At 56.2% G+C, this 25,495-nt stretch carries 25 protein-coding genes and 2 pseudogenes; 9 read left to right on the forward strand and 18 right to left on the reverse strand.

The window, feature by feature from the left end; all coding sequences use genetic code 11:
- Window positions 1–41 precede the first annotated feature (41 nt).
- Both ET33_RS16000 and ET33_RS16005 read right to left on the reverse strand, forming a co-directional pair.
- On the reverse strand, window positions 42–2,165 hold the full coding sequence (locus ET33_RS16000; protein ID WP_374701687.1) for an ABC transporter ATP-binding protein: 2,124 nt from the start codon (window positions 2,163–2,165) through the stop codon (window positions 42–44).
- Window positions 2,166–2,195: 30 nt separating this feature from the next.
- Entirely contained in the window at window positions 2,196–3,947 is a 1,752-nt protein-coding gene (locus ET33_RS16005) for an ABC transporter ATP-binding protein (protein ID WP_036683449.1), read from the reverse strand.
- A gap of 1,125 nt (window positions 3,948–5,072) precedes the next feature.
- On the opposite strand from ET33_RS16005, the gene ET33_RS16010 reads away from it, so the two are divergent.
- Window positions 5,073–5,318, forward strand: a complete 246-nt coding sequence (locus ET33_RS16010; protein WP_010492983.1) for a hypothetical protein — start codon at window positions 5,073–5,075, stop codon at window positions 5,316–5,318.
- A gap of 76 nt (window positions 5,319–5,394) precedes the next feature.
- Here ET33_RS16010 and rnhA read toward each other — a convergent pair whose 3' ends face one another.
- From rnhA to ET33_RS16025, 3 genes are all read right to left on the reverse strand, one after another.
- Window positions 5,395–6,063: a ribonuclease H gene (gene rnhA, locus ET33_RS16015; RefSeq protein WP_036683454.1), complete on the reverse strand. Its 669-nt coding sequence runs from the start codon at window positions 6,061–6,063 to the stop codon at window positions 5,395–5,397.
- Between the two features lie 66 nt (window positions 6,064–6,129).
- Window positions 6,130–7,905 (reverse strand): DNA helicase RecQ, encoded by a 1,776-nt coding sequence (gene recQ, locus ET33_RS16020; RefSeq protein ID WP_036683881.1) that lies wholly within the window; start codon window positions 7,903–7,905, stop codon window positions 6,130–6,132.
- Window positions 7,906–8,186: 281 nt separating this feature from the next.
- Window positions 8,187–9,026 carry a glycosyltransferase family 2 protein gene (locus ET33_RS16025; protein WP_036683457.1) on the reverse strand — a complete coding sequence of 280 codons (840 nt, stop codon included), beginning with the start codon at window positions 9,024–9,026 and terminating at the stop codon, window positions 8,187–8,189.
- On the opposite strand from ET33_RS16025, the gene ET33_RS38435 reads away from it, so the two are divergent.
- Both ET33_RS38435 and ET33_RS16030 read left to right on the forward strand, forming a co-directional pair.
- The gene (locus ET33_RS38435; protein WP_152570647.1) at window positions 8,998–9,399 is read left to right on the forward strand and encodes a hypothetical protein; all 402 of its coding nucleotides are present in this window, start codon (window positions 8,998–9,000) and stop codon (window positions 9,397–9,399) included. The two genes, ET33_RS16025 and ET33_RS38435, sit on opposite strands and share 29 nt — an antisense overlap.
- Window positions 9,341–9,976: a hypothetical protein gene (locus tag ET33_RS16030; protein WP_036683462.1), complete on the forward strand. Its 636-nt coding sequence runs from the start codon at window positions 9,341–9,343 to the stop codon at window positions 9,974–9,976. The genes ET33_RS38435 and ET33_RS16030 overlap by 59 nt, the downstream gene beginning before the upstream one ends.
- A gap of 118 nt (window positions 9,977–10,094) precedes the next feature.
- Here the strand turns inward: ET33_RS16030 and ET33_RS16035 are convergent, their stop codons facing one another.
- From ET33_RS16035 to ET33_RS16070, 8 genes are all read right to left on the reverse strand, one after another.
- The gene (locus ET33_RS16035; RefSeq protein ID WP_036683465.1) at window positions 10,095–10,805 is read right to left on the reverse strand and encodes a response regulator transcription factor; all 711 of its coding nucleotides are present in this window, start codon (window positions 10,803–10,805) and stop codon (window positions 10,095–10,097) included.
- Entirely contained in the window at window positions 10,802–12,949 is a 2,148-nt protein-coding gene (locus ET33_RS16040; protein WP_051775373.1) for a sensor histidine kinase, read from the reverse strand. The genes ET33_RS16035 and ET33_RS16040 overlap by 4 nt, the downstream gene beginning before the upstream one ends.
- Before the next feature lie 227 nt (window positions 12,950–13,176).
- Window positions 13,177–13,851, reverse strand: coding sequence for a hypothetical protein (locus ET33_RS16045; RefSeq protein WP_036683469.1), 675 nt, complete (start codon window positions 13,849–13,851; stop codon window positions 13,177–13,179).
- A gap of 92 nt (window positions 13,852–13,943) precedes the next feature.
- Entirely contained in the window at window positions 13,944–14,444 is a 501-nt protein-coding gene (locus ET33_RS16050) for a hypothetical protein (protein WP_036683473.1), read from the reverse strand.
- A 166-nt stretch (window positions 14,445–14,610) separates the two neighbouring features.
- Window positions 14,611–15,291 carry a YidC/Oxa1 family membrane protein insertase gene (locus ET33_RS16055; RefSeq protein WP_036683476.1) on the reverse strand — a complete coding sequence of 227 codons (681 nt, stop codon included), beginning with the start codon at window positions 15,289–15,291 and terminating at the stop codon, window positions 14,611–14,613.
- A 66-nt stretch (window positions 15,292–15,357) separates the two neighbouring features.
- Window positions 15,358–15,621 carry a hypothetical protein gene (locus ET33_RS16060; protein WP_036683479.1) on the reverse strand — a complete coding sequence of 88 codons (264 nt, stop codon included), beginning with the start codon at window positions 15,619–15,621 and terminating at the stop codon, window positions 15,358–15,360.
- 66 nt (window positions 15,622–15,687) lie between these two features.
- Entirely contained in the window at window positions 15,688–16,170 is a 483-nt protein-coding gene (locus ET33_RS16065; protein WP_036683483.1) for a cytochrome c biogenesis protein CcdC, read from the reverse strand.
- 145 nt (window positions 16,171–16,315) lie between these two features.
- Window positions 16,316–17,056: a YheC/YheD family protein gene (locus ET33_RS16070; RefSeq protein ID WP_036683487.1), complete on the reverse strand. Its 741-nt coding sequence runs from the start codon at window positions 17,054–17,056 to the stop codon at window positions 16,316–16,318.
- 180 nt (window positions 17,057–17,236) lie between these two features.
- Here ET33_RS16070 and ET33_RS16075 point away from each other — a divergent pair, with 180 nt between their 5' ends.
- Complete coding sequence (locus ET33_RS16075; RefSeq protein ID WP_036683490.1) at window positions 17,237–17,575, forward strand: hypothetical protein; 339 nt, start codon at window positions 17,237–17,239, stop codon at window positions 17,573–17,575.
- Window positions 17,576–17,748: 173 nt separating this feature from the next.
- Here ET33_RS16075 and ET33_RS16080 read toward each other — a convergent pair whose 3' ends face one another.
- The gene (locus ET33_RS16080; protein WP_010493009.1) at window positions 17,749–17,964 is read right to left on the reverse strand and encodes a hypothetical protein; all 216 of its coding nucleotides are present in this window, start codon (window positions 17,962–17,964) and stop codon (window positions 17,749–17,751) included.
- A 245-nt stretch (window positions 17,965–18,209) separates the two neighbouring features.
- Between ET33_RS16080 and ET33_RS16085 the strand changes: the two genes are divergently transcribed.
- On the forward strand, window positions 18,210–18,701 hold the full coding sequence (locus ET33_RS16085; RefSeq protein ID WP_152570648.1) for a DnaJ family domain-containing protein: 492 nt from the start codon (window positions 18,210–18,212) through the stop codon (window positions 18,699–18,701).
- Between the two features lie 101 nt (window positions 18,702–18,802).
- Here ET33_RS16085 and ET33_RS16090 read toward each other — a convergent pair whose 3' ends face one another.
- Both ET33_RS16090 and ET33_RS16095 read right to left on the reverse strand, forming a co-directional pair.
- Window positions 18,803–19,420 (reverse strand): nitroreductase family protein, encoded by a 618-nt coding sequence (locus ET33_RS16090; protein WP_036683497.1) that lies wholly within the window; start codon window positions 19,418–19,420, stop codon window positions 18,803–18,805.
- Between the two features lie 139 nt (window positions 19,421–19,559).
- A pseudogene (locus ET33_RS16095) lies at window positions 19,560–19,781 on the reverse strand (ATP-binding protein); the annotation flags it as partial.
- A gap of 194 nt (window positions 19,782–19,975) precedes the next feature.
- Between ET33_RS16095 and ET33_RS16100 the strand changes: the two are divergent.
- Both ET33_RS16100 and yhfH read left to right on the forward strand, forming a co-directional pair.
- Entirely contained in the window at window positions 19,976–20,983 is a 1,008-nt protein-coding gene (locus ET33_RS16100) for a GGDEF domain-containing protein (protein WP_036683521.1), read from the forward strand.
- 125 nt (window positions 20,984–21,108) lie between these two features.
- Complete coding sequence (yhfH, locus tag ET33_RS37465) at window positions 21,109–21,276, forward strand: protein YhfH (protein WP_235206733.1); 168 nt, start codon at window positions 21,109–21,111, stop codon at window positions 21,274–21,276.
- A gap of 112 nt (window positions 21,277–21,388) precedes the next feature.
- On the opposite strand, the gene ET33_RS16105 is transcribed toward yhfH, so the two are convergent.
- Entirely contained in the window at window positions 21,389–22,597 is a 1,209-nt protein-coding gene (locus ET33_RS16105; RefSeq protein WP_036683523.1) for an MGDG synthase family glycosyltransferase, read from the reverse strand.
- A 201-nt stretch (window positions 22,598–22,798) separates the two neighbouring features.
- Here ET33_RS16105 and ET33_RS16110 point away from each other — a divergent pair, with 201 nt between their 5' ends.
- Window positions 22,799–23,704, forward strand: a complete 906-nt coding sequence (locus ET33_RS16110; protein ID WP_036683528.1) for an SDR family oxidoreductase — start codon at window positions 22,799–22,801, stop codon at window positions 23,702–23,704.
- Between the two features lie 250 nt (window positions 23,705–23,954).
- On the opposite strand, the pseudogene ET33_RS16115 reads toward ET33_RS16110, so the two are convergent.
- Window positions 23,955–24,185, reverse strand: a pseudogene (locus ET33_RS16115) (hypothetical protein); the annotation flags it as partial.
- Window positions 24,186–24,376: 191 nt separating this feature from the next.
- Between ET33_RS16115 and ET33_RS16120 the strand changes: the two are divergent.
- A complete protein-coding gene (locus tag ET33_RS16120) occupies window positions 24,377–25,327 on the forward strand; it encodes a helix-turn-helix transcriptional regulator (protein WP_036683536.1) in 951 nt (316 codons plus the stop codon).
- Window positions 25,328–25,495 lie beyond the last annotated feature (168 nt).

A 25,495-nucleotide genomic window follows, 5' to 3' on the forward strand; every position in this document is an offset into this window, starting at 1 on the left:
GCTCTGGCAGCGCCGTCGAATTCCCTTGTTGCTGTTGCTCATCAAGCCGTCGTCTGAGCCGCACTGCCGGATTGGAGCTGGTACATGCGGTAGTACCGCCCTTGCAGCCGCATCAGCTGCTCGTGATTGCCCCGTTCGACGATCTCACCGCGATGGAGCACGAGAATTTGATCGGCTTCACGGATCGTGGACAGACGGTGGGCGATCACGAACGTCGTCCGGCCTTCGCTGACGACCCGCAGCGCCTCCTGAATGAGTCCCTCCGTCTCGCTGTCGATGCTGGCCGTCGCCTCATCGAGAATGAGGATGGCCGGGTCGAAGGCGAGCGCCCGAGCGAAGGAGATGAGCTGCCGCTGTCCGGCGGACAACGTGCTGCCCCGCTCGACCACCGGCTCGTCTACGCCGCCGGGCAGCTGCCCGACAAAGGAGGCCGCACCGACATCCTTGAGCGCCTGGCGAACCTGCTCCGGCCCGATCCGTTCGTTGTACAGGCTCACGTTGAACTTGATGTCGCCTGCAAACAAAAACGGGTCTTGCAGCACGATACCCATATGCTTGCGCAGCGCCTGCTTCGAGAGCGTACGGATTTCCGTTCCGTCGATGCGGATTTCCCCTTCCGTCGGCTCGTAGAAGCCGAGCAGCAGGTTCATGATCGAGCTTTTGCCCGAGCCGGTATGCCCGACAAGCGCTATGGTCTCGCCTTTGCGCGCCTCGAACGAAATGCCGCGAAGCACGGGCTCCCCGGTTTTGTAGGCGAAGGTGACGTTGTCGAAGACGACATGGCCTTCCGGCCGCGGTACTGCGACCGACGAAGCCACTTCGGCGCCTTCGATATCGAGCAGGTGAAACACTTTTTCCGCCGACACGACAGCCCGCTGCGCATTCAGCATTTGGTCAAAAATCCCGATGATCGGCTGGAAAAGCCGCCCCGTATAATCGATAAACGCGTAGAACACGCCAAACGAGATCGAGGTCTGGAGCGATTGCCCGCCGAAATACCAGATGGCACCGGCGGTAAAAAAGGCTCCGACGAGTCCCGTGAAATTGCGCGAGGAAAGCGAAAATACGCGGTTCTGCTTGATATGGTTCCGGTAACGGTCCTCGTTGAGCGCATCGAACTCCCGCAGGCGGTTCTTCTCCTGCCGGAACGCTTGCAGGATCGGCATGACCGCGATCGATTCGCTGATCATCGCATTCATATCGCTCAGCCGGGCCCGCATGATGGCAACGTACTTTTGCGAAAATTTCAAATGAATGAACATAACGACGGCAAACAACGGAAGCAGCAGCAGCGAGACGAGTGCCAGCTTGACATCAAGCAAAAATAAAGCGATGTAGATGCCTGCGATGTTGATCGTGCTCACCACAAACGTCGCCATAAAGCTCATGAACAGATCGCGGATCGCTTCCGTATCGTTCGCAATCCGCGATACGACCTGCCCGATCGGCGTATTATCGAAATAGCGGATCGGCATCCGCTGAATGTGGCGCATCAGATCCATCCGCATCCGCTGGATGATGCGCAGCGCCGTCGTCTGCAGCGTCAAGCCCTGCACGTAATGCAGAATGCTGCCAAGCGCAAGCAGACCGACGAACAGCCCCAGCCAGCGAGCGACCGGACCGACGTCATACTGGTAAAACTGTGCCGTCTCTGACGCAGACAGCTTGCGAGCCGGGTACACCTCGCTGCCGCCTCCAGGCACCGTGCGCTTCACCTCGGCCGCTTCTCCGTCCTTCGTCTGGCCGACGAGCGACCATTGTCCATCCAACGCAGCCGGCTGGCGCACCAAGTACAAGCCGCCCTCCAGCTGCAAAATCCGCGCGTCCTTCATCACGGACCGGTTAAAGACGACGCCGCGACGTTCCGCCTCCTCCATCCAATCCTGACGAATGTAGAGTTTTCCGTCTATTTGGGTCTGTTTTACCCCATCTTTGGGAAGCTCAAGGCCGGAGGCGATTTCAACCCACGGTAGCCCGATGGCGCCGATGTGGCGGTCGATGATCGTTTTGGCGATAAACGGCCCTGCCAGCTCCGCGCCGACCGCAAAGCAGAGCACCAGCAGCGCTAACGCGATACGGTATTTAAAAAGGAGCGCGTAACCGAGTAGCCTGCGCAAAATGGGTTTGCCCGATGATTCGTTCGTTTCTATGGCGATGTGACTCACGTCCTTCCCGATTGGCCTGGAATCGCGGCCCTATGATGAAGCGTCCAGCAAGCTTGCTTCAAGCTGCTGACGCTCGAACTGCTCCTTATACCAGCCGCCGCGCTGCAGCAGCTGCTCGTGCGTGCCTTCCTCCGCGATGCGCCCGTCCTCCAGCACGACGATCCAGTCGGCATGCATGACGGCGGACAGCCGATGCGTGGCGATCAGCGTCGTCTTCCCGGCGCGCTCCGCACGGATATGCCCGAGAATGGCACTTTCGGTTCGGGCGTCCACGGCGGACAGCGAATCGTCGAGAATGAGAATTTCCGGGTCGGTCAGCAATGCGCGCGCAATGCTTACCCGCTGCTTTTGCCCGCCGGACAGCATGACACCGTTCTCGCCAACGATCGTTTGCAGCCCTTCAGGCAGCTGCCCTACATCCTGCGTAAACGAAGCCATCTCAATGGCCCGGCTGATTTCCTCCGGCGAAGCATCCGGACGCCCCAGCGCAATGTTGTCGCGCACGGACTTGGACAGTAGCAGGTGCTCCTGCGATACGTAGCCGATCCAGCCGCGCACGTGCTCGATCGCCAGCTCCTCGATCGGCACATCCGAGAGACGTACGCCGCCGACCGGGGCCGGGTAAAAGCGCAGCAGTTGCTTCAGCAGGGTGCTTTTGCCGCTGCCGGTCCGCCCTACGATACCTAGCGTCTGTCCGCGCTTCAGCCGCAAGGAGACGCCGGTCAAACTGTCCTGGGCCGCTCCCGGATACCGGAACGTTAGGTCACGCAGCTCGATCGATTCCGGACGGCCGACCTCTACCGGATGAGCAGAACTTTGCACGTCAGGCTGCTGCTCGAAGCTGCGCGTCAAGCGATCGACGGAAGCCGTCCCGCGCTGCAGCACGTTGATGAACTCGCCAAAGGCGATCATCGGCCAGATCAGCATGCCGAGGTAAATGTTAAACGATACGAGCTGCCCAAGCGTAATGTCGTTGTGGAACACCAGATACGCCCCGTACCCGATGCCAATAACGTAGCTCAAGCCAACGATCAGCGAGATGGCCGGATGGAACAAAGCATTGATGGCAGCCACGCGAATATTCTTATCCATCACGTCGCGGGTGATCCGGTCAAATGCGTCGAGGTCGTGCTCCTCCTGCACATACGAGCGGATCACGCGCATGCCGGAAATCGACTCCAGCGCTTGATCGTTCATCCGTCCGAACGCCGTCTGCGCGGCAATGAACCGCTTTCGCGTATGCTTGCCAAGGACGCTGATCAGCACCGTGAGCAGCGGCAGCGGCAGCAGCGCCGCCAGCATCAGTTTCCAGCTGATGAATGAAATCATCGTCACGAGCACAACCGTCGTGCCGACAATCGTATTCACAAGCGTCATGACGCCGTAACCGGCCGTCTGGCCGATGGCGGGCACGTCGTTGGTGGCTAGAGCCATCAGTTCCCCGGTGCTGTTACGCTGGAAAAATGACGGCGACATCCGGGTCAAATGAGCGGTAAACCGGCTGCGCAGCAGCTTTTCGAGCAGCAGCGAATTGCCGAATAGCGTCGTAATCCATACGTAGATCATGATATACAGTACAACGGCCAGACCGATGAGCAGCAGCACGCTCTGCCGCAGTCCTTCGACGGTCAGAGAACCGGTGCGAATGTGGTCAATGACGCTTCCGATCATCTGCGGCGGCAAAATATTCAGCACGCTGACCGCAGCCATCAGCACGATAGCCAGCGTATACCGCCCCCAGCGGTCGCGAAAAAACCAGGCAAGACGCCCGACAAACGACAAAGGAATCCACCTCTTTCTCTCTCCAGAATTGAAATTGCCGGGAGCATCCGACTTGTTTGTATAGGAAACATACATTCGCTTTTCACTCTAATACCATACCATATTATGGGCGTCTTGCCACCGGGAATTTTTTTATGAAATGAATTTTCTTGCCACAAACTTTGCAGGAGAAGTCAAACGAAAATAAGCCTAGCCCTACTCTGGAATTTGCCTTTTTTCCAAGCGGTTCTTAGGACAATCCTCTCTCTTTGCGCAAATCACGAATCCGAGCGTCTAGGTTATGCGAGAATAATATTTATAACTACAAAATTATATCAAAATAATATCTGTTAACAGATGTATTCTAAGAATCCAGTTATCTATACTTATTGAATAAGAGGCGTGGACGATGCCGAAAACTCAGAAATTACAAGTGACCTAAACACGAAGCTCCTATCCATCCAAAAGGAGTGGCTTTATGAAGGGTGTCCAAGATGGGATCAACTTGCGATCGTTTCTATTACAAATCGAGGCAGGAAGTTCAATAGTAATCTTGCATGACATCTAGTAGAAATTTTAAGAATAAAGAAGAAAAATGACGAATTCAGGAGAAATATTAGCCTTATATACAAATAACTAATTATTCTGAATATTTACAATAATTTAATAATAGGCTATCCTAACAGTAAGCAAGATAAATGATTCACCTGATTAACCCTACGGATATTACCCTGATTCACACCGAAGTTTGTATCGTTTATATCTTTCAATCCGGATTTGGTCTAAAGAATTTGGTAGTGCCGGGTTGGAATTGATATAAAAATAAACAAGGGAAAGGGGATAGTCCATTGAAGTAAGGAAGCGAAGCATGCCCCGCCGCGCTTACCTGAAATCTGTACTGTACGCGCACCGAATGAAGGCTATACCGAGGGCATGCGGGAATTCGATAAGACCTGTTACTCGTTCGCGTACCCTAACGACAGCTTGATTGGAGTGTGTTTTTCGAAAATTGAATAAGCAACCTATACCAACATAGGGATTCTGGTTATCACAGATAAGCAGGGTCCCTATTCTCGTGCGTCATACTTCCAAGCCATCCGGGCATACTAACGGGCGAAGCAACGTTTAAGGAGGGTTATGGCAAAGATGGCAAACGACAAAAGCATGCCTCCGGTATCCGGCGAAGAAGTCGAAACGGACGGCATTTACTCGAACGAGTGGGGCCGGGAGGAAACGCTCAAGCGCGGCGACGAATTTCCGTACGACGAGGCGATGGGACAGACCGAGTGGGAGCTTGTCAGCCTTCCGCTCGAAAGCCAAGAGGAAGAGATGTATAAGGACACGAAAAATAACACGAAACCGCGGCTGCATATCGACCGAGGCGATAAATGAGCTGAGCGTTACCCGTGTGAAAAGAAGAGCGCTTCCCCTGTCGCGGAGAAGCGCTTTTTGGTGTGGATTTGGTGCATCATTTCCGGCCGTAATCCGCCTTGATCTCGCCCCATGCTTTCGTGTTCCACTTGACGATTTTGTTCTTGTAGGTGTTGCTGCGCAGCCAAGCTTCAGCGCGGTCCACAAGCGCCCAGATTTCCTGGGTCGAGGCGTCTCGCACCAAGGTGGAAGCGACCGTTTTATTGCGCACCCAACTGATCGCCGTCATCGAATCGCTGTAGATCGTCATGTCGCTGCCTTGTCGCTTCAAATAAGCGAGTGCATGGACGATCGCGAGGAATTCGCCCATATTGTTCGTGCCTTTGGAGATCGGTTTCTGCTGAAATACGATTTCGCCGGTGCGCGTGTACACGCCTTTATACTCGACAATACCGGGATTGCCGCTGCAGCCTACATCGACGGACAAGCTCTCGGGATCGTACTCGCCCGCAGTCTCCGCGCCTGCGGCTTTGGAGGTCCGTCCCCCGCTCTTGCCCGTACCGCCGGTGCCGGCTCCTGCGCGCGCCGCGGCTCCGAACGCCTTCTTCCAGCCGGCGGCGAACATTGCCTTGGCCTCCGCCTCGCTCTCGTACGCCTTGAACTTCGCCTGCGGAAACCCGTTCGTCTGGGCTTGGCATTCGGCCCACGTTTTATAAATACCGGGCTGACGCCCTTCCCATACGACATAATACTTCGATTTTGCCACAGTGTTCCTCCTTGGTTCGGCGCAGCGATCCCGATTGCGATACCGCCGCGCCGTCCGAAATCGCCGCTAGCCCTGACGCTGCTTGAAAAATTCGATAAAATAAGCCCCATACTTGAAAAATTTCGCTTCCCCGACGCCCTTGATCTTGAGCATGGCTGCCGGGTTCGTCGGCTGCACGCCGCACATCTCGCGCAGCGTGCTGTCCGGGAATACGATATACGGCGGGATGCCTTCCCGCTTCGCAATCTCCGTGCGCAGCTTCCGCAGCTCGTCGAACAGCTCCGCTTCGACGTCCTGAACAACCGGTGCGGACGGCTTCAACCGGATGCGCTGCTCGACCCGTTCCTTGCCGCAGAGCACATCGGACGCCTTAGACGACAACCGGAGCACCGGATATTTGCCTTCCGTGAGCTGTAAATAGCCTTCGGCGACAAGGAGCTGGATCAGGTCGACGATGTCTTTTTCCGTCCGGGTCCGCATCAACCCGTAGGTGCTGAGACTGTCGAAGCCGAAATCCAGCACCTTCTTGTTGCGCGAGCCCTTGAGCACCGAGGCGACCAGCGTCATGCCGAACCGCTCCCGCATACGCTTGACGCAGGAGAAAATCTGCTGCGCTTCGAGCGTAATATCCGTCAGCTCCATATCCGGGCTGACGCAGTTGCTGCACTGTCCGCAGTCTTCTTCCGCTTCCCCGCCGAAATAGCGGACAATGTACCGCTGCAAGCACTGCGGAGTGTGGCAGTAGTCGGCCATCTGCTGCAGCCGGCGGTACTCCTGCGCCTGCCGCTCCGGGTCCGAGACGGATTGCTCAATCAGAAACTTCTGAATATGAATGTCCTGCGGGCTAAACAGCAGCATGCAGTCGCTCGGCTCGCCGTCGCGGCCCGCCCGCCCGGCTTCCTGGTAATAGGCTTCCATATTTTTCGGCATATTAAAATGGACGACGTACCGCACGTTCGACTTGTCGATGCCCATCCCGAATGCGTTGCTCGCCACCATGACGCGCACCTCGTCGTACAGAAACCGCTCCTGCGCATCCGCGCGCTCCTTGTCCGTCAGACCGGCATGGTATTTGCCCGCGGCTACACCCTGGCGCTGCAAATATTCGCACAACTGGTCGACTTCCTTGCGCGTCGCCGCGTAGACGATGCCCGCTTCCCCGGCATGCTCGCGGATGTACCCCATCAGCACGTCGCGCTTGTTCTCGCCCTTGATGACCGAAAACGACAGGTTCTCTCGCGCAAAGCCGGTCACGAACACCTGCGGCTCGCTCAGCTTCAAGTGCTTCACGATATCCTCGCGCACCTGGTCCGTCGCCGTCGCCGTAAATGCGGCCAGCAGCGGCCGGTCCGGCAGATGCGAGACCAGCTCGTTGATCCTCATGTAGCTCGGGCGGAAGTCATGTCCCCACTGGGACACACAGTGCGCCTCGTCCACGGCCACCATCGGCACGACGAGCCCGGAGAGCAGCTCCAGGAAGCGCTCCGATTCGAGACGCTCCGGCGCGACATAGAGCAGCTTGTATTCGCCACGCTCGGCCTTGCGGATACGCATCTCTACCTGCGCATAGGATAGCGAGCTGTTGATATAGGCCGCGGGCACGCCGATGCTATCGAGCCCGTCCACCTGGTCCTTCATCAGCGAAATCAGCGGCGAAACGACAATCGTTGTCCCGCTCATCATCAGTGCCGGAATCTGATAGCAGATCGATTTTCCTCCGCCTGTCGGCATGATGCCGAGCGTATCCCGCCCGCTCAGCAGGCTTTCGATCACCCGCTTCTGCCCTTCGCGAAAATCCGGGTATCCGTAATATTTACGCAGCAGTTCCTGCGCTTCCGGCATCGTCCCTATCGGTTGCCCCGGCTGGCGCTTAACCGCCTGCGGTCTTCGGACCGGTGCTTCGAACAAGTCCGTTTGGACTGGCCGCCGGTTGCGGAATTCCATGTTTCCTGCCGCCGGTCTTCCGTTTCCGGCTTGGCGGTCATCTCCTCCGGAGCTCCGGCCCGCCTCCCGCGGGTCCCGGTAATCGAAATCGGCCGGCGGCTCGTACCAGCTATCGTCTGCCGACGGCCCCGGGTCTGCAGGTCCGGGGTCCATCGGATCGTACCAATCATCCTGTCGTTTCATGCTTCCTTACTTACTCCTCCCACTTGTTTCGCCCGCCGCGATACGATCGGCTCCCCATTCCAGATAAGCTCCGTCTCCGCACGGCGCGCTTTGACCTCCGGCTCCTCGAGCAGGAGGAAAAAGTTTTTGGTCGGCAGCTCCCCGAGCCCATGCTTCGCCGACAGCTTGTCCAGGTATGGACGCATGTCCTCCAAATTGCCGGACATATTGTTCCCGCTGTCCGCAAACGCATAAAGCGCGCTCGCCGCCGGAACGCGTTTGACCCGGAACTGCTCCGCCGCCCGCAAGTAAAAATCCCAGTCCCAATAATGATACATCTCCGCATCAAACGGACCGAGCCGCTCATGCAGCTCCGGACGGTACAGGCAGCCTGACGAGAAGAACGTCGAGAACCGCCGCATCGCCGCGAAGTCGTGCTCATAGGCGAATACAAACCGTTTCGTCGCCCGGCGCACCCCGTTGTCCACGGTATAATCGAAAATTTCTACATCCGGATAGACCAGATCGCTATCTTCGATTTCGCGCAGCATCCGCTCCACATGAGACGGCAGCAGCAAATCGTCGTCGTCGCACAGCATGATATAATCGCCCCGAACCAGCTCCAGCCCGCGGTTGCGCGCATGTACGTGCTTGAGATTGCTTTCCATATCGACCACGGTCAGATCCAGCTCCGGATACAACTCCTTAAGCTCGTCGACCGGTTCCCCGTTATCGTTGACCACAATAATCTGCAAGTGACGGTACGTCTGCCGCCACAACGATTCGATCAGCTCGGCCAAAAAATCCAGCCGGTTATAGGTTGGAATAATGACGGATATCAACGGCTGCCGGTTCATTCCCCTTCCCCTCGCTCTCGTTTCTTCTACTGAACACTATACCGAAAAATCGGCGAAAGGGAAACTAGCCGAAAGGAGAACCGATGCTGCCAATGAAAGTCAAGGAGTTGAGGGCATGATGCATTTTGACACAGGAAGATTCGGGTTGCAACAAAACCGAATGGAAAGAGCTTGCCCAGGGAAGCATGAAAATTATTTTTCCGCCTGCAGCCCTATGGTACAATGGAAGAAAGCCATGGAACGATCGGCAGAAAAACTCATCGACGAGACTGCCGAGACGGCTAAGACCGGACTGAACGAAGGAGGATTCTGCCATGCCGTCAAGAAAACAAGAGCCGGCCGTCCTTTCGGACACAGCGGAGAAGACCGATAGGAACGGAAAGCTTTTGGAGGGGATCGAAGCAGCCTCCGCTGAGACCATCGCAGCCGAACGGCAGCAGCCGGGTACCCGGAGGAAGCGGGGAGCCAAGACCACGACGGAAGCGCAGTCGACGGAGACGAACGGCGCAGACGGCGACGCAGCGGTGAAGCCGCGCGCCTCCAGGCGCAAGAGCGCTGTAGGCGCTCGAGCCGAGACCAGCGGCGCAGACTCCGACGCGGCACCGCAGCCTCAAGAAACTCCCGAAGCGGCCCCGCTGGCCGAGGAGGCGGCGCTAACGGTTGCCGCAGCAGCAGAACCAACTGCCGAGCCTGCCTTGCCAGCCGCGGTGACCGATACGGCAGAGGATGCGGCTCCGGTGCTGCAGCTGCTGGAAACCCGCCTCAAGAAGAAGGAGCGCGGTGAGACCCACGACAAGGACCGGGTATTCATCCGCAAGGATTTGAAGCTGCGTCTGGATGCTCTCGCCGAGAACCGCGGCAAAGGCTTCAAAACGCTGCTGTTGAACTACGGCTTGGAGAAGGCGCTGGACGAGTTGGAGCAAGCGGAAGCGGCACGGCAGGAAGATTGATCGTTCTTAGACGAAGCGAGTTCACCCCGATAACGGAATGAACTCGCTTCGCTTCGTTTTGTTAACCGTCTCCGCTTCGCTGAACGCCAATCTCTCCTTCTATCCCCCAAGCTCCCCTTTACGGCTTGCCTTCCCAAAAAAACTGATAGCCGAATCCCCGAACCGTACGGATATGCCGGGGCGCTGAAGGATCGCGTTCGAGCTTGCGGCGCAAATTGCTGATATGTACCATCACCGTCCGCTCGTCGCTGAAGCTGTCCCAGCCCCAGACCTGATCGTGAAGCTGCGCCGCACTGAACACCTGATTCGGATGCTTCAGCAAAAAAAACAACAGCTGCCGCTCCTTGGCAAACAAATCGACCGGCTCTCCGCCAACTCGCACTTCATAATTATGCAGGTTGGCTTCCACCTCGCCGAACCGGAGCAATGCGGCTTTTTCCTTACTCTGCTGCGGCGATGCCGTCCGGCGCCTGAGATTGGCCTTGACCCGGGCGACCAGCACGAGCGGGTCGAACGGCTTGGTCATATAATCGTCGCCGCCGGTATCCAAGCCCACGATAATATCGTCCGCTTCCCGTTTGCAGCTCAGGAACAGGATCGGAATATCCGAATGCTCGCGGATGCGCCGGCAAAGCTGCACGCCGTCGGTATCCGGCAGCACGATGTCCAGAATCATCAGATCGGGCTTCTCGCGGAGCAGCAGCTCCAAGATCTGGCTGCCTTCCTCCGCCATAAGCACCCGAAAGCCGTGATTTTGCAAATAGAGCGCGATCAAGCCGCGGATTTCCTCGTCGTCGTCCACGATTAAAATTTTTGCTTCGTCCGTCATCCCTTCGGCCCCTCCTCCCGAAAAGCCCCCTCCGCGAATGGGTTTAAAGGCTCGTTCGATAACGGAAGCGTAAAGAAAAAGGTACTGCCGCTGCCCACCTGACTATTCACGCCAATCGTCCCCCCATGATGCTCCATAATCTCCTTACAGATGGCAAGTCCTAGCCCGGTGCCCGCCGAGCGGTTTTTACGCGAATTTTTCCCCCGGTAAAACCGGTCGAATACGAAAGGCAAATCCTCCTCGTCAATGCCGAAGCCCGTGTCCCGTACGCTCACCCGGATGGCGGATTGGCCGTTATCCGGATGCCTTACCCAGTCGACCGAGATTTGAATCGTTCCGTCCGCCGGCGTAAATTTGCGAGCGTTAAACAACAGATTGACAACCACCTGTTCGATCCGCACCACGTCGATCCAAGCCACGGCCTCTTCGTCCTGACCTTCCGGAAGACCGGCCGTCAAGTCGATGAACTCAAACGAATACCCGTCCTGCTTCACGGTCCATTCGTATTTTTCGTACAGCGCGCGGACAAAAGGCACCGGATGCACGAACTGGCAGTCAAAGCGGATTTTGCCCGCTTCGAATTTGGATAGCTCGAACAAGTCGCCGATGATGCGGTTCAAAATGAGCGTCTTGTCATAGCTGAGCTGCAAGTAGCGGTCGCGGTTCGGCTCGTCCACCCGGTCCAGCACGGCTTTGATATAGCCTTGAATCAAGGTCAAAGGCGTCCCCAGCTCGTGGGAAATATTGGAGAGGAGATGCCGCCTGGATTGCTCCATCTTAACCAGCTCCCGATTCGCCTCGTGGAGACTCGCATTTGTCATCTCCAAAGCCTCGGTCCGCTCGCGCACTTTGCCTTCGAGCGATTCGTTCCAGCGCTGCAGCTCGGAGGATAGCTTTTCCACGTGCGTGAACGACTTGGAGAACCGGTGCGACAGGTCCACCGCCTGCATCAAAACGTAGTACATCATGCCGAACTGTACGGAATCGCCGGTGTTCAGCACCTGATTGTAGAACAGCGTGTCGTTGAGCGCTGTGACGAAAAAAACGCTCATCGCCAGCAGGTTAAGAAAAGCGCCCTCCCGTTTCCGCACGAACGCCAACACAAACACGTAGCCGATATAAGCGAAAATCGCCAGTATCGCAATCTGAAAAGCAAGCATCGAATGCGTGTAAACCCGTGCGGGGGCGAAGGCGATAAAACAACTGTACATGAGAAGAACGGCGACAATCGGGCGGCGCATGCCCGGACGCATTTCCGCGGGATAACGCGCAGCGACGTACAGAACGAACATGAGCACGCCCAGACTGACGGACAAGTATTCAAGATGTGTCTGCCACTCCCACGGAAGTCCGGGAGCGAAACGGGCGGCGAGCGTTTCCCCGGTCACAGCCGTCCGAAGCCCGATCGCCAGACACAAGCATCCGAAATAAAGCGAGGCCCGGTCTTTGCGGCGGGCCACAAACAGGCCAAGGTGGTATAAGCCCATCGTGAACAAGCTGCCGACGATCAACAGTTCAATAGCGTTAGACAGCTCCCGGCGGAGCGTCACAGCATCGGCGCTGCCCATCCGGATCGGCTCCCAGAGCCCGCCTTTTCGCTGCACGAAGTTCGACACCTGGATGACGATCTCGGTTTTGCCGCCACTCAGATGGAAAAATACGGGCTTCGGGACGTTCGCCGGCGTCATCGTCTCCCGGCTTGTCCCCACCGTTCCGCTCGCTGCCGCCTCTTTCCCGTCGATCCACAGCTTGTACGCGGTAGCTACGCTGGGCATATAGAGCGCGACATCTTTGCCGGTGTCGGCATCCGCCGTTTGGATGACGAGCCGGTACGTCACGTAGCCGTCCCCGGATAACTTGCTCCCTTGGTAGGTTTGGCCCTGCCATACCTGCGGCACCTTCGTATAGGACAGAGCGTCGCTCCCCGCACCGGCAGCCAGCTCGGCCGGTGTCAGCAAGCGGTTCCAATACCATTCCCACTCCCCGTTCAACGCAACAAGCCCGTCCTGCTCCCAGTGCCAACTTGATAAATCAAGAACGCCCCGGACCGCGGCCGGGGCTGAAGTCTGGGCCCGGGCGGAAGGTGCGGCACACAGCGATAGTATGACGATAAACAAGCAAAGCCAGACTGTTATTTTTCTCATATGCAGGCTCCTTGGAGCTTCCAAATCCAATTGATATATGCTTACCATAAGCAAATCGCTATCCAGAGTCAATAGAAATCGGCACCGTTACAAGCGTGCTTTTCCCCGTTATTCCATGCTAACAGACCAAGCTTAAAACCGGTTTAAAAATGGCATTTAAATGGAAAACGGCCTGCGCAAAAAAGCGGATTTCCACTTTTTTATACAGGCCGTGCTTCGGACTTGACTTAAATGGGCAGCAAAGCGACGTTGTCACGCTGCTTGAGGTTCTCGACCATCCGGTACCATGCGGCCGGTTTTTGCGGGAGTACCGCATAATATCGCTCGAGAAAGCTCGAGACCAACGAAGCGGGAACCGAGGCTTGCTCCTCGTCCGCAATCGGCATGAAGCAAAGATCGAGCCCGTGTACCGCCTCGCCGTCATTGTGCCAGGACGGATGCACATAGTCCGTATCCAGCTTCCGATAGCCGAGGTGCGCCAACACCTCGCGGCGGACGAACGAATTCATCGCACTCACACCTCCAAACTCCAGCTTGCCCGCCAGCTGCGGGTTGTAGATCTCGGCGAACATGCCAAGGAACGCTCCGCCGCATGCCGCTACGACCGAGCGCAGATCGGCCATCCGGCGACGTGCCAGAAACGGTCCGACGCCAAGGCCGTCCCGTCCGATAATCGTAAAATCGGTCATCGCGACCTGTAAATCTTCGTAATAACGGTATTCCGTCGCGCCGACGACTTCGCCGTCCAGGACAGCGACGAACACCCGGATGCCCGGATCTTGAAGCGGCTCCGCCCACAGTTCGTATTCCAGTACTTCTTCCGGCGGAAACACGCGCTGCATCAGCTCATGCATTTGGCGAAAATACGGGTCGCCGATATCGGTTATTCGATGGTATTGCACAGGCTTCACCCTCCCCTGATGGCTTGCTGCTGCTTGCAACAAGCGGCTAAGCTTATATTATATCGATATGCGGAAGGATCTACAATACGGCGTTATTGTCGCTTTCGCCGCCCCCACGGCTTCCAAACCGACAGAACAATCATCGCGGCAAGAGACAGAACCTGCAGCACGATGCCGACCCACAGCTGCCCGTTATTGACGACGAAATCCGGCTGCTGCCAGACGTCCATGCCGCTTGCCGGAATCATCGTTACCGACCGCAGCGTCCAAAAATACATCCCGACTGCGCCGAGCAGGATGCACAGCAGCGTCAATCCTTCCTTGGCGATAATCCAATAGTAGCGAAACAGTCCCCAAGACGTGAGCACGGAAAGCAGCACGCCGGTCACGACCGTCCCGATCGTCGAAGCCCGCAGCGACGATGTCGACAGCAGGTGCATCACGGTATAGCAGGCGCTCAGCACTCCCGGATCGCCGGTGGTTGCGGATACGATGCCCAGAACCACAAATACGACCGAATTGCCGAGCCAGATGGCCGAGAATAGGATGTGCGCCGACAGCAGCCACTTTCTTTGCCCAACCGTTAATTTCATCTTGATCCCCCCCTCCCTGAACCGAATGTTTTGATTTCCTGTAACGAAGCCCCTCAAGTTGTCGTTTACAGTATAGTCCCCGGCTCTAAACGGCCTCTAAACCGTTTATTAAAATCAAATTAAAAAAACGGAGGCCGCCAAGGCACTCCGTTTCTTTTCATATATATCAGGTTGCGGCAGCTTCCGGCAATCCGCGTCGCAGCAGCCGTTTGCCTGCGCTCGTCCGGTAAAACAGCCGCTCCAGCAGGCTGAAGACGCTGCCCGCCAGCCAGTACAGCCCCAGCGCCACCGGCGCCCGCCACGTAATGATGAGCGGGATCAGCAGGAGGATCGCCCCGAACAACAGCCGCTTGCTTCCGCTCATGGAGGCGGCTGCATCGGCCAGCGGGATCATGCTTACCGCGAACGACAGCAGCCCCGTGACGATCGGGATCAAATGGAACGGATCGGCTTCGGCCAAATGCGCGACCCAAGGGATCAAAATCGAGGTCATCGTACTGCCGTGCGTAAAGAACAGGCCATACATCGCCATAAGCACCGGCATTTGAATGATGGCCGATAGCGGCGCGCTTAAAGGATTGATCCCGTACTTGCCGTAAACTTTGGTCGTTTCTTGAACCAGCTTGGCCGGGTCGTTCCTGCACGTTTCCCGCAGCTTACTAAGCTCGGGGGAGGCGGCGGTGGAACGGACCTGCTGTCGGGCGGCCAGCAGATTGAAACGGTACAGCGAACTCTTCACCAGCAGCGTAAGCACGATGACCGCTGCCCCCCAGTCGCGGGTCCAGTCGAACGTCCAGGACAGCACATAAGCTAACAGATCAATAATAGGTTGAAACCATGTATACATGTGAGCGCTCCTTCCGTTGCGATTGAGCCTCGATCGTCTCTCAATCGTCAACCGTGAAATTTTCGGTCAACCGACCATCTCATTCCAACGGAAGGGAGCGCTTGCTTCTTCGGATAACGCCGAGGACCGCGGCGGGCATTTTCGGCGAACGAAGACGGTACGCGGACTTTTTCTGGCCCGATCATGACGTTTGAGCGGAAGCTTGGCAAGCTCGACGGCCGGCTCGAAGACGAAGGTCAACTGCTTTCCCGACCATCCGAACCATGGCACGACGAACAGCGAAGCCAGCCCGAGCGCCAGCAGCAGCGCCAGATCTAAAGACCACTCCATATCCGTTCACCTCCTTTAACGCGAATTCGCTTACTTAACGTTTTACGGGATTGGCCGTAATTCGTTTCACTGCGATAAGGCACTCCCTTGCTGCGCCAAGAGCTTGCGGTATTTCACGAAGCTGACGATACGCCAAGGCACGACATAGGCGACCGCGATCAAGTAGAACAGCATCCCCAGCTCGGCCGGATCAAGCCCCGACAAGTAGCTGCGCAGCGCCAGCCGGATAACGATGAGTCCGACCAGGGCAAAAATAAACGCTTTGCTCTTTTTCGGATAAATCTGCCCATCTTCGCGAAACTCGTAATTCGTCGTCATAATCATCGGAACGGATAAAATAAGACCGAACAGCAGGGACAGCGTTACCTCCTTCACGGTCAAATGAAGCTGCGGGTTGAGCAGACCGAGTATGCCGAAGCCCATAAAAAGAAGCGGCAGCAGCAGCCGGTATCCGTTGCCTTTCACCGGTTTGGTCGCAGCGCGCATTCTCCGCCAGAGCACAAGCGCGATGATGACAATCATAAAAATCACGGGAGAAATTGATTCCATGCGATACCATCCTTATAGTTTTGATATAAACTATTTTACACATAAATTATATAGTCAATCAAACAAATATGGCTTGTCCATCCAAGCAAAATTAAGGAAACGACAAAAAACCCTTGCCTGGCAAGCGGCAGGGGCTGAATCAGCTTTAGGACCTCTTCTTCATCCGGGCGTAGGACAAAATGCGTCTGTACATCGTTTTGTTCTTAAGGGCGTTAAAAATCGATTTATCCGGCCTCGTGTTAACTTCGAGAATCCAGGGCTTCAGCTTGGCATCGATCGCGACATCGACGCCGAAAGCGGGGAATTTCGGATACTTTGCGCTCATATACTCGCTGACGCCTCTGCCCAGTGTTTTCAGCTCTTGAATGAATCCGGTGCGGCGTTTCCCCCGAATATGAGGGGAAATCAGCATGTCTACGGGCATCGGGGTTCCTCCGTTGTGATAGTTCGTAACGATTTTTCTCGGTCTGGCCAGCCGGCCGACCATCCCCGTCACGTCCCAGCCCCGCTGCCTGTTGCGTTGGACCATGATGCGCAGATCGAACGGGCGTTTCTTGTAATGCAGCAGCGGGATTGCTTTTTGCACGAGATAGCTTCGCCGGGCCGTATGTCTGGAGACCGCAGAGTACAGGCTGCCGAACGAATGAAACGTCCGGGTCGCATAGCCGCTCTTCAGCGTGTAGCGCCCGTTGCCTGTGCTGGTTATTTTCATGATCCCGTAGCCGCCCGTGCCGTTGTTCGGCTTCAGGTAAACGGCTCCCCATCGCTTCAGCATGGAGCTAACCGCAGCCCGGCTCGCCCTTTGCGTCTCCGGAAGGTACGGCTTCCAACGTGCGCCGGTCTTCAGATAAGAGTGTTTCCCCCACTTCGTGTTGGCATAAACCAATCGATCACCTCCCGTCTAAACCATGGTATTGTATGTATGCTTCACGGTTTTGGGAATAGGCATATACAGAAGGTCAACGGTTCGCGAGGGAATATTTTCAAAAAAACATTGCATTCCTTATAATTCCGAGTATAATACTAGGTAAATAAATTGATTTTACCATGCTAGGGGATGACGAACATGATTTCTTCTGCCATGAAAGCAGCAGCCGCTCTCTGGGTCAACGACTACCTAGATTTGTACAATTACGCCGGACGGATCGGAGATACGGCCTGGCAGCAAGAGATTGTCGACATCCTGAAGCAAAAAGACGCGTATGTATCGGAGGCTGTGCGTTCAAGTAAACTTGAGGAGCTGTGGACGACCTTCGATTCGATCAACCGCAAAATGCTGGAGCTTTACCGGGAGCTGCGGGAGACGAACGATTCGTGGGTTACGGAACGGCTGAAAGAGCAAGTGAGGGAATTGAAAACGGAACGCCTTACGGTCTCCAGAAAAATCAAGGCGGAACAAGCTTAGAGGTTGTTTTCATGCGCGGGAAAGTAAATATGGCATACGGAGGACCGTTCTGCCAGTGGCTTGGTGCGAACGCGGCTTGCAGACGACTGCTCAGCCGGTGGTCTCTTGATGCATGCAGCAGACTGCTCTGCAGAGGGCTGAATCCATTTTGAGCGAATGGATCAGGCTGGGCATTACATGGATGCTTGTTTCATCTCGCGCATCATGTTCATCATCATCGTCATCGTCTCGTCGCATTCTTGCATTTTGGACATCATCATGTCCATATCCATGGCATCCATCATTTTCATTTCCATCATCATGTTCATCATGGATTTCATGGAGTTCATTTTGCACATCATCTCATCCATACACATCGTCATCATCATGTTCATGCACATTTTTTCCACTTGGTTCACCTCCTCTATGAAATCTACTAAATTGTACTCCACACCCAAAATACTATAAATTCCCAGAGACATCAAGTCTTTTTTTGCTTTTTTGGTTGAAAATGGATTATATTTGTGATAAAATTTTAGCTTATTTTCTATTAAATTGATCGGAATGAGAGGTAATCTTGGATAAACGCCTTTCTTGACCCCGGCCCGCGCTTCCGCTACTCTGAAAGAAAGTGATATGCGGGAGGAGAATGACCATGTCCGAACGGCCGCCAAAGCGGGATCAGACGTACGGTGTCGGAAAAGATCCGACAGACCGCCCTATCATTCCTTTGCCGAAAGAAACGCTTGAAGACCGGGATGCCATGCTCGCAGCGCAGAAAGAACGGCAGAGCTGGATCGACGAGGCTTACGAGGATTTTGTCAAAAACGGCGGCCTGGAGCATTTGCCCGGCTTCGGTAAGCCGCTGACGGTACCGGCCGAAGACGCATGGTCGTCCTTGCTTAAGCAAGCCAAGGTCGAGCACCCGTGGGTCATGCTGCGGAAGGAAATCGGCTCGCTGATGGAGAAAGCGATGAGTCGGATGTCCAAAAGCTCCTTCGACCCAGAAATCGACGCGCTCATCGAGGATGCGAACAAGCAGATCGCGGAGCTGAACCGCCAAGCCCCGAGCCTGTCCCTGCACCGCAGCCGCTTGTCCCGCGACAACCTGCACGAACAGTATGACCGCTGGTATGCGAATAAGTGATTTCGCCGATGCACAACAATAACATGCAAAACCCCCGGAGCCTCCTCTCCCTGTCGAGAGAGCGCTGCCGGGGGTATTTTGTCGATATCCGCTTTTCCGAATTAGAACGATTCGTTAATGACCACGTCGCTGAGCGGCAGACGTTCTGTCGCGCGTGCCGGGCTGGCCGCTTTACCGATCGGGAGAAGCATAACCGGGACATAGCGTTCCGGAATGTTGAACTCTTGGATCAAAGCAGCCGGATTGTAGCCGCCCATCGGAACGGTATCATAGCCTTTCGCGCGCGCAGCCAGCATAAGCTGCATAGCGGCCAGCGAGGCATTGCGGATTGCTTCGTCGCGGCCTACCGCCGGATTGTTCGCATAGGCACCGTTAATTTGGCCGAGCATCGTGTCGCGGACTTCCGGCGTCGCCTTTTCAAAGACGATCGGGGCAGTCAAGTTCGCTTGCAGGTCGCCGAGCACGACAACAACCGCGGATGCGTCGGATACTTGCTGTTGGCCGAACGCGATCGGCAAAAGACGGTCTTTGTTCGCCTGCTCGCGAATGACCAGAAAACGCCAATGCTGCAAGTTCCAGGACGACGGTGCGCTTGCGGCCAGCTCCAAAATTTCATTCAGCTCCGCATCCGGGATAACGACGTCCCGTTGATATTGACGGACGGAATGACGGGTCAGAATAACTTGCTCTGCGGTTTGTTGTTGTTCGATTTGGCTCATAATTTCCACTCCTTTATTGTATAACTCTATTTAGTATAATAACGCAACTAACTTACTTTTGTAAAGTACCATACAAAAAATTACGAAACCTATTTTTGATCCTTGATCCATACGGCGGCGCACATAGTTTTTACCTTGAATCCGGTAAATACAGCGTGAAGGTGCTTCCTTTTCCTTCCTCGCTTCGCAGCGTCAAGCGACCGCCCAACAGCTTCGCCAGCTCCAGCGAAATGGATAGCCCAAGGCTCGTTCCCCCGTATCTGCGACTGATTGAGTCGTCCGCCTGTCGGAACGCTTCGAAGATGAGCCGCTGCTTCTCCTCGGCGATGCCGATCCCTGTATCCGTCACCGAAAAAGCGATTCATTCGCCGCTGTCCCCTGCTTCCCGTCCTCCGGTACAGCTGCCAAGCCGCTTTTGCTTACTGGGGCTATTATACCTTATTGGGAGTTTTATGTAACGAGAGGAAGCCGGCAGAGAGCGTTGTATAGATTTTGTTCAGATTTATTTGTTAGAATAGGACGGATAAACCATTCAAAGAAAGGAGTTGTTTCAGCGTGTTCCATCTGTCGCACGTCCTTGGACGAATCAGAAACCGCTGGTTTGCGGCGGCTTCGTTCGTCACGGGGAGCGTGTGGTCCACTCATTTGGCCGTGCTGGTATTCCACTGGGACGACAACGTGCGCTATGATACGACTTTGACCCTTATTTCTTTACTTGCTGGCATCATGACGACGTTCCTTATCTTTCATCTGGCTCTGTTCGGAAACAAAAGCCGCCTTCGACTGGCGGGCGGCGGCTTGCTCACGATGATCGGGATGGCAACGATGTATATAACAGGCAGCGAAGCCGCCATCGCTCCGGATGACGACAGAGCTTATTTCGTCCACTCCGTTCTGCGCCCGGTAGATTTGTTTTTGCTGTTCGGTGTTCTGGCCGCGATGTGTCTTGTGTATATCGTCGCTTGGCGGGCCATGCGCCTTCAGCGGCAAGCGCTCGAGAAGCTGGCGTATACGGATCCTCTCACCGGTTTGCTCAACCGGAACGCCTGGGACCGCTACGCCGAGAAAAACACCGTAAACCGGAATGCGGCGTTCTTGTTTTTGGATTTGGACGAATTCAAGTCCGTCAACGATACGCTCGGACACGACATCGGAGATTTGTTGATCTGGGAAGTGGGACAGCGTTTAAAAGCGTTCCAGAACAAGCATCGGCAAATTTTCCGGCTCGGCGGGGACGAATTTCTGTTGGTCGCGCTCCAGTGCAGTGAGGCGTCCGCCCAAAAAACGGCTTCCGACATACTCGAAACGATCAAGGCCCCTTACCGCTTGGCAGGAAAGGTGGTCCATGTCTCCGGCAGCATCGGCATCTGCCTCGGCTCCGTTCCCGGGTCTAGCTGTACCACTATGCTAAAAAATGCGGATGCCGCCATGTACCGCGCCAAATTGTCGGGAAGAAACCGGTTCTTCACGTATCGCGAGGGAACGAGCACATTTTTTTTGAGCCCGCTGCGCGGTACGGGCAAAGGCTTGCCCAAGAGCATCGCTAAAGGCAGAGGAGCCTAAGCTCCGCAGCTTATTGCACGGCCGGACAAAAAAGGGCCGCTTCCCCCTTAAGAAGCGTTTACATTTTCCGTTGGCTTCCTGTATAGTGAGAGTATCACGAACACAGGGAGTGATGCTCGTTGTTGATGCGAACGACTGAGTTTTATGAGACCCTGCCCTCCAAATGCTGCGATACGTGCGGCGAACCGCTGGAGGAAATGGCCGATTGTTACACGTCCACCTGTACGAAGTGCAAAGGTCATACGTTCTACCCGCTCAGCCCGATCTCCGGGCCGACAGCTCATCCGGAATAGTCTGACGCCCCTGCCGAGGGGGCGTTTTTTTGTTTGCGCTAAAAAAAGCCGCTCATCCCCTTCCGGAATGAGCGGCTTTCCACCAAAGCGTTGCCGATCCGGCCTCGCTGCTTTACCACGCCTCGCGAATCGTAGTCGTCGTCTGCCACGCTTTCCGCACAGAAGACGCCGTCTGCTGAAGATGCATAATCGCATCCCAAGCCTGCTCCGTCGGGCGCTGGCGGCGGAACTGCTGCGCCCTTCCCTGCATCGCGGCCAGCGCAAGCCGGTTGTCCGCAAGCTCCAGCAACTGATCCTGGAGCGCTCGGGCGGCCGTCGCCCGGATAGCGACGCCGGCTTTCTCCAACACCGCGGCGTTGTCTTCCTCCTGGCCGGGAATCGGCTTGTACAGCAGCATCGGCAAGCCCATGGCGACCGCCTCCGCCGTCGTCAGCCCGCCCGGCTTGGTCACCAGCAAGTCGGCGACCGCCATCCATTCGTGAATTTCCTCCACGAACCCTTTGACGATGACGCGGTTCGTCGGATGCTTCCGCAGCTCCGCTTCCAGCTCTTCGCGCATGGCCGCGTTGCTTCCGCAGATGACAACCAACTGCAGCCGCTCCAGCAGAGACGTCGAACGGATCAGCGAACGGACGCCTTCGTCTAGCATGCCGCTGCCGCCGCCCATCACGAGCACGACCGGGAGCTGCGGATCAAGACCGAACGACTGGCACAGCCGGTCCCGATCGAACGATTCGGAGAAGCGGCGGCGCACCGGAATGCCGGTCACGCGGACGCGGGAGGACGACACGCCGTGCAGACGCAGCGCAGATGCTACCTGCTCAGACCCGACCAGATACAAATCCGTATGCGGCTGCAGCCACAGACTGTGGTCGGTATGGTCCGTAATGACCGTAACGAGCGGCGTAGAAATTGCGCCCTTTTCTTTAAGCAGCGAGACGGCCGCCGCGGCAAGCGGGAACGTGCAGACAATAATGTCCGGCCTTTTCTCCTCCAGAAGCGTCAGGAACCGGGACAGCCCCAAGCTCAAAAATGTTTTGAACGGAATCGGCATCGCCTCTTTCCGTCTTGTTTTGCGATATAAATAGCCGTAGACCGACGGCACTTTCTCGACGCCCTTCATAAAGCAGTACTTCACCATCGGATGAAGATACGGATATACTTCCTGCATAAAATCGATCACCTCGGCCCGGACGCGGTCCGCCAAGCCTTCCCCGCATGTTTCCGCCAGCGCCCGCGCCGCCTGCCGGTGACCGTCACCCAAGTCGCCGGAGAGCACCAAAACGCGCGCAGCCGCGGGGATCTCGCCGTTCGTCAACATAAGTAGCCCCCCAGTAACTATTCTTTGTTTTCCCTTCTACTCTATATATTAAACGAAAAACCTGAAGAAATCCCATCCTCAGAGCTTAAAACTTTCTTAAGTACGCGAATGACCCGGACGTAACTTCGGAGTGCACCCATAGCGCCCAACGGGAATACACTATCAGCAAAAGCCCATATTTACCATGATCGGAGGTTCCTTATGAAGCCTTACCCTGAATACCCTTATTATGCGATGGAAACGGAATGCCGCGAAAAGCCGATTGCGTTCCCGCCCCAGCATCAAGAGCGGCAGCCCGGACTCGAATATTTGATGAACCCGCGGCCGATCTTCGACAATCCCGCCTATGTCGGCAGCGGCAAGCTCCTCGGTAAAGCCGCCCTGATTACGGGCGGGGACAGCGGGATCGGGCGCGCGACAGCCGTCGCCTTTGCCAAAGAAGGGGCCGATGTATCTATCGCCTACTTATACGAACATCCGGACGCGGCCGAAACGAAGCAGCATATCGAGCAGCTTGGCCGGCGCTGCCTGGTCATCCCGGCAGACCTGCGGGACAAAGCTTCGTGTACGGGCGTCGTCACGCAAACTCTTGCCGCTTTCGGCAAGCTGGACGTGTTGGTCAACAATATAGGGGTCCAGTACCCGCAGTGGAGCATCCTGGATATTTCTGAGGAACAGCTGATCGAGACGTTCCGAACGAATATATTCTCGTTCTTTTTCGTCACTCAGGCGGCTCTGCCTTATATGAAGGCGGGCAACTCCATCATTAATACGGCTTCCGTCACCGCCTACCGCGGCAGCCCGCAATTGATTGACTATTCATCCACTAAAGGGGCGATCGTCACCTTTACCCGGTCGCTCGCTCTTTCGCTGGTCGAGCAAGGCATTCGGGTGAACAGCGTAGCTCCTGGTCCGGTCTGGACCCCGCTGACAGTCTCCAGCTTTCCCGCTGAGCAGGTGAAGACGTTCGGCACGGATACGCCGATGGGCCGGGCCGCCCAGCCGTTCGAGCTGGCGCCGGCCTACGTATACCTCGCAAGCGACGATTCGAGGTACGTCACCGGCGAGACGCTGCATGTGAACGGAGGCTCGTTCATCACCTCCTGACGCCCCAACGTCAAAAAGGACTGCGGAGATAGCCTCCCGCAGTCCTCGGAGTGTTGAGCAAGTGGTCAAATGAGATAATAGAGGTTACGGGAGGGTGAGGTATCCACTTCCGACCGCTGTTGTCATCGGGAAATTTTTATTGAAGCCGCTTAACAGCGGATATTTCCCGAAGACAAAGGCGGCCGCTATCGCTTCTCCAATGGATACCCCACCTCCGTATGTTTCTCTATTTTTTGTTAAAGTCCACTTTCTCAACAAGCTCTGCATAGCCGCAGATCACGGCTTGTCCGCCCCGGGCCGTCACCAGCTCCGCCGTCTCCTCGATCGTTTCCGTCCGGCCCATATCGGAGAGCCGCCCCCGCAAGCTGCGGCCGGTCACATAGACCGTCGCTCCCGCTTCCCCTAGCATTTCAGCGATCCCGCGGCCCGCTCCTCTTGTCACCCCGGCGACGACTGCGATACGTCCTTCCAATGGTTTCATCGTTCATTCCTCCGCTTTCCTTAGCCGTCCGACGGCTGTACTCTGCCATTCCCGCAGTTCGTATCGATCCGCCGGATCTCTAAGCATGTCTCCGTCTTTACACTTTCATCCTATCAATCCTAATATGTCAACCCTTGTCATATTGCTGTGATAAAATGAAAATATCTGATGATGTACAAGGAGCGACTATCATGCGTGCGGACCGACTGTTATCGATTTTATTACTGCTTCAGAACCGCGGCCGAATGACCTCGCGGGAGCTCGCCGAGCAGTTGGAAGTATCGGAGCGGACCATCTTCCGCGACATGGAGGCGCTTAGCGCTTCCGGCATTCCGCTTTATGCCGAGCGAGGCTCGGGCGGCGGCTGGGTGCTGCCGGAAGGCTACCGCTCCCAGCTCACGGGACTCAAGATTGATGAAATCCGCTCTCTCCAGCTCGCCCACGGTTCCGGGATGATGCGCGATTTGGGCTGGCGCGAAGCTTTTGAAGCAGCCTTATTGAAGCTGCTTGCCGCTCTGCCTCCTTCCCTGCGGCGGGATGCGGAGGCGGTCCGTGAGCGCATCCACGTGGACGGAGCCGGGTGGTACGGACCCGCGGAGGAGGTATCGTGTCTGCCCGTCGTGCAGGAGGCGGTATGGGAGGAACGGCGGCTTGCCGTTCGCTACGGGCGGGGCGATGAGGTCGTCGAGCGCGAGGTTGGCCCGCTCGGGCTGGTCGCCAAAGGAAACGCGTGGTACTTGATCGGGCTCGTAGACGGCCAGATCCGCACGTACCGGGTTTCCCGGATACGCAGCGCCATCATCCGGCCGGAGAGCTTCGAACGGCCGGCGAACTTCGATCTAGCCCGTTACTGGGAGCAATCGACGGCCGACTTTAAGTCCCGGCTGCCCAGCTATCTCGTGACGCTGCAAGCGAATGCTTCCACGCTTGTTCTCCTGCGGGAGGAGCACTTCGTCAAAATCCGCGAAACCCATCCGCCTGTCGACGGCCTGACCGAGCTTACCGCTGATTTCCAAACGGCGGATTACGCGCTGCGAATCATTCCGGGATACGACAGCGGACTGCAGGTGCTGGAGCCGGAAGAGCTTCGTGCAAGCCTCCTCCGGCTGGCGGAGACGATCCGTCAAATGTACGGCCAGTGACGACACGGTCCGTTCTGCGCACCCGAAGCCGCAGCGGTACCGTACGTCTCCCGACTCCGGTGCTTGATCGCCGGGGTTATTTTTTCGTGCGGCGACGATTTTTTTGAACAAAAAACGAACGAATCCAGAGCTCGGGACCAATATAGAGTGAAAAAACAACGATAGGGG

The sequence above is a fragment of the Paenibacillus tyrphae genome, from assembly GCF_000722545.1.
GTDB lineage: Bacteria > Bacillota > Bacilli > Paenibacillales > NBRC-103111 > Paenibacillus_G > Paenibacillus_G tyrfis.

Coding starts and splice junctions, on each gene's coding strand:
- ET33_RS16035 (WP_036683465.1), bottom strand. CDS start 10,805: ATGACGGACGAAGCAAAAATTTTAATCGTGGACGACGACGAGGAAATC.
- ET33_RS16030 (WP_036683462.1), top strand. CDS start 9,341: ATGCCGTCAAGAAAACAAGAGCCGGCCGTCCTTTCGGACACAGCGGAG.
- ET33_RS16010 (WP_010492983.1), top strand. CDS start 5,073: ATGGCAAACGACAAAAGCATGCCTCCGGTATCCGGCGAAGAAGTCGAA.
- ET33_RS16040 (WP_051775373.1), bottom strand. CDS start 12,949: ATGAGAAAAATAACAGTCTGGCTTTGCTTGTTTATCGTCATACTATCG.
- ET33_RS16065 (WP_036683483.1), bottom strand. CDS start 16,170: ATGGAATCAATTTCTCCCGTGATTTTTATGATTGTCATCATCGCGCTT.
- ET33_RS16085 (WP_152570648.1), top strand. CDS start 18,210: ATGTCCGAACGGCCGCCAAAGCGGGATCAGACGTACGGTGTCGGAAAA.
- recQ (WP_036683881.1), bottom strand. CDS start 7,905: ATGCCGGAAGCGCAGGAACTGCTGCGTAAATATTACGGATACCCGGAT.
- ET33_RS16110 (WP_036683528.1), top strand. CDS start 22,799: ATGAAGCCTTACCCTGAATACCCTTATTATGCGATGGAAACGGAATGC.
- ET33_RS16025 (WP_036683457.1), bottom strand. CDS start 9,026: ATGAACCGGCAGCCGTTGATATCCGTCATTATTCCAACCTATAACCGG.
- ET33_RS16075 (WP_036683490.1), top strand. CDS start 17,237: ATGATTTCTTCTGCCATGAAAGCAGCAGCCGCTCTCTGGGTCAACGAC.
- ET33_RS16060 (WP_036683479.1), bottom strand. CDS start 15,621: ATGGAGTGGTCTTTAGATCTGGCGCTGCTGCTGGCGCTCGGGCTGGCT.
- ET33_RS38435 (WP_152570647.1), top strand. CDS start 8,998: ATGACGGATATCAACGGCTGCCGGTTCATTCCCCTTCCCCTCGCTCTC.
- ET33_RS16055 (WP_036683476.1), bottom strand. CDS start 15,291: ATGTATACATGGTTTCAACCTATTATTGATCTGTTAGCTTATGTGCTG.
- ET33_RS16105 (WP_036683523.1), bottom strand. CDS start 22,597: ATGTTGACGAACGGCGAGATCCCCGCGGCTGCGCGCGTTTTGGTGCTC.
- ET33_RS16090 (WP_036683497.1), bottom strand. CDS start 19,420: ATGAGCCAAATCGAACAACAACAAACCGCAGAGCAAGTTATTCTGACC.
- yhfH (WP_235206733.1), top strand. CDS start 21,109: ATGCGAACGACTGAGTTTTATGAGACCCTGCCCTCCAAATGCTGCGAT.
- ET33_RS16050 (WP_036683473.1), bottom strand. CDS start 14,444: ATGAAATTAACGGTTGGGCAAAGAAAGTGGCTGCTGTCGGCGCACATC.
- ET33_RS16120 (WP_036683536.1), top strand. CDS start 24,377: ATGCGTGCGGACCGACTGTTATCGATTTTATTACTGCTTCAGAACCGC.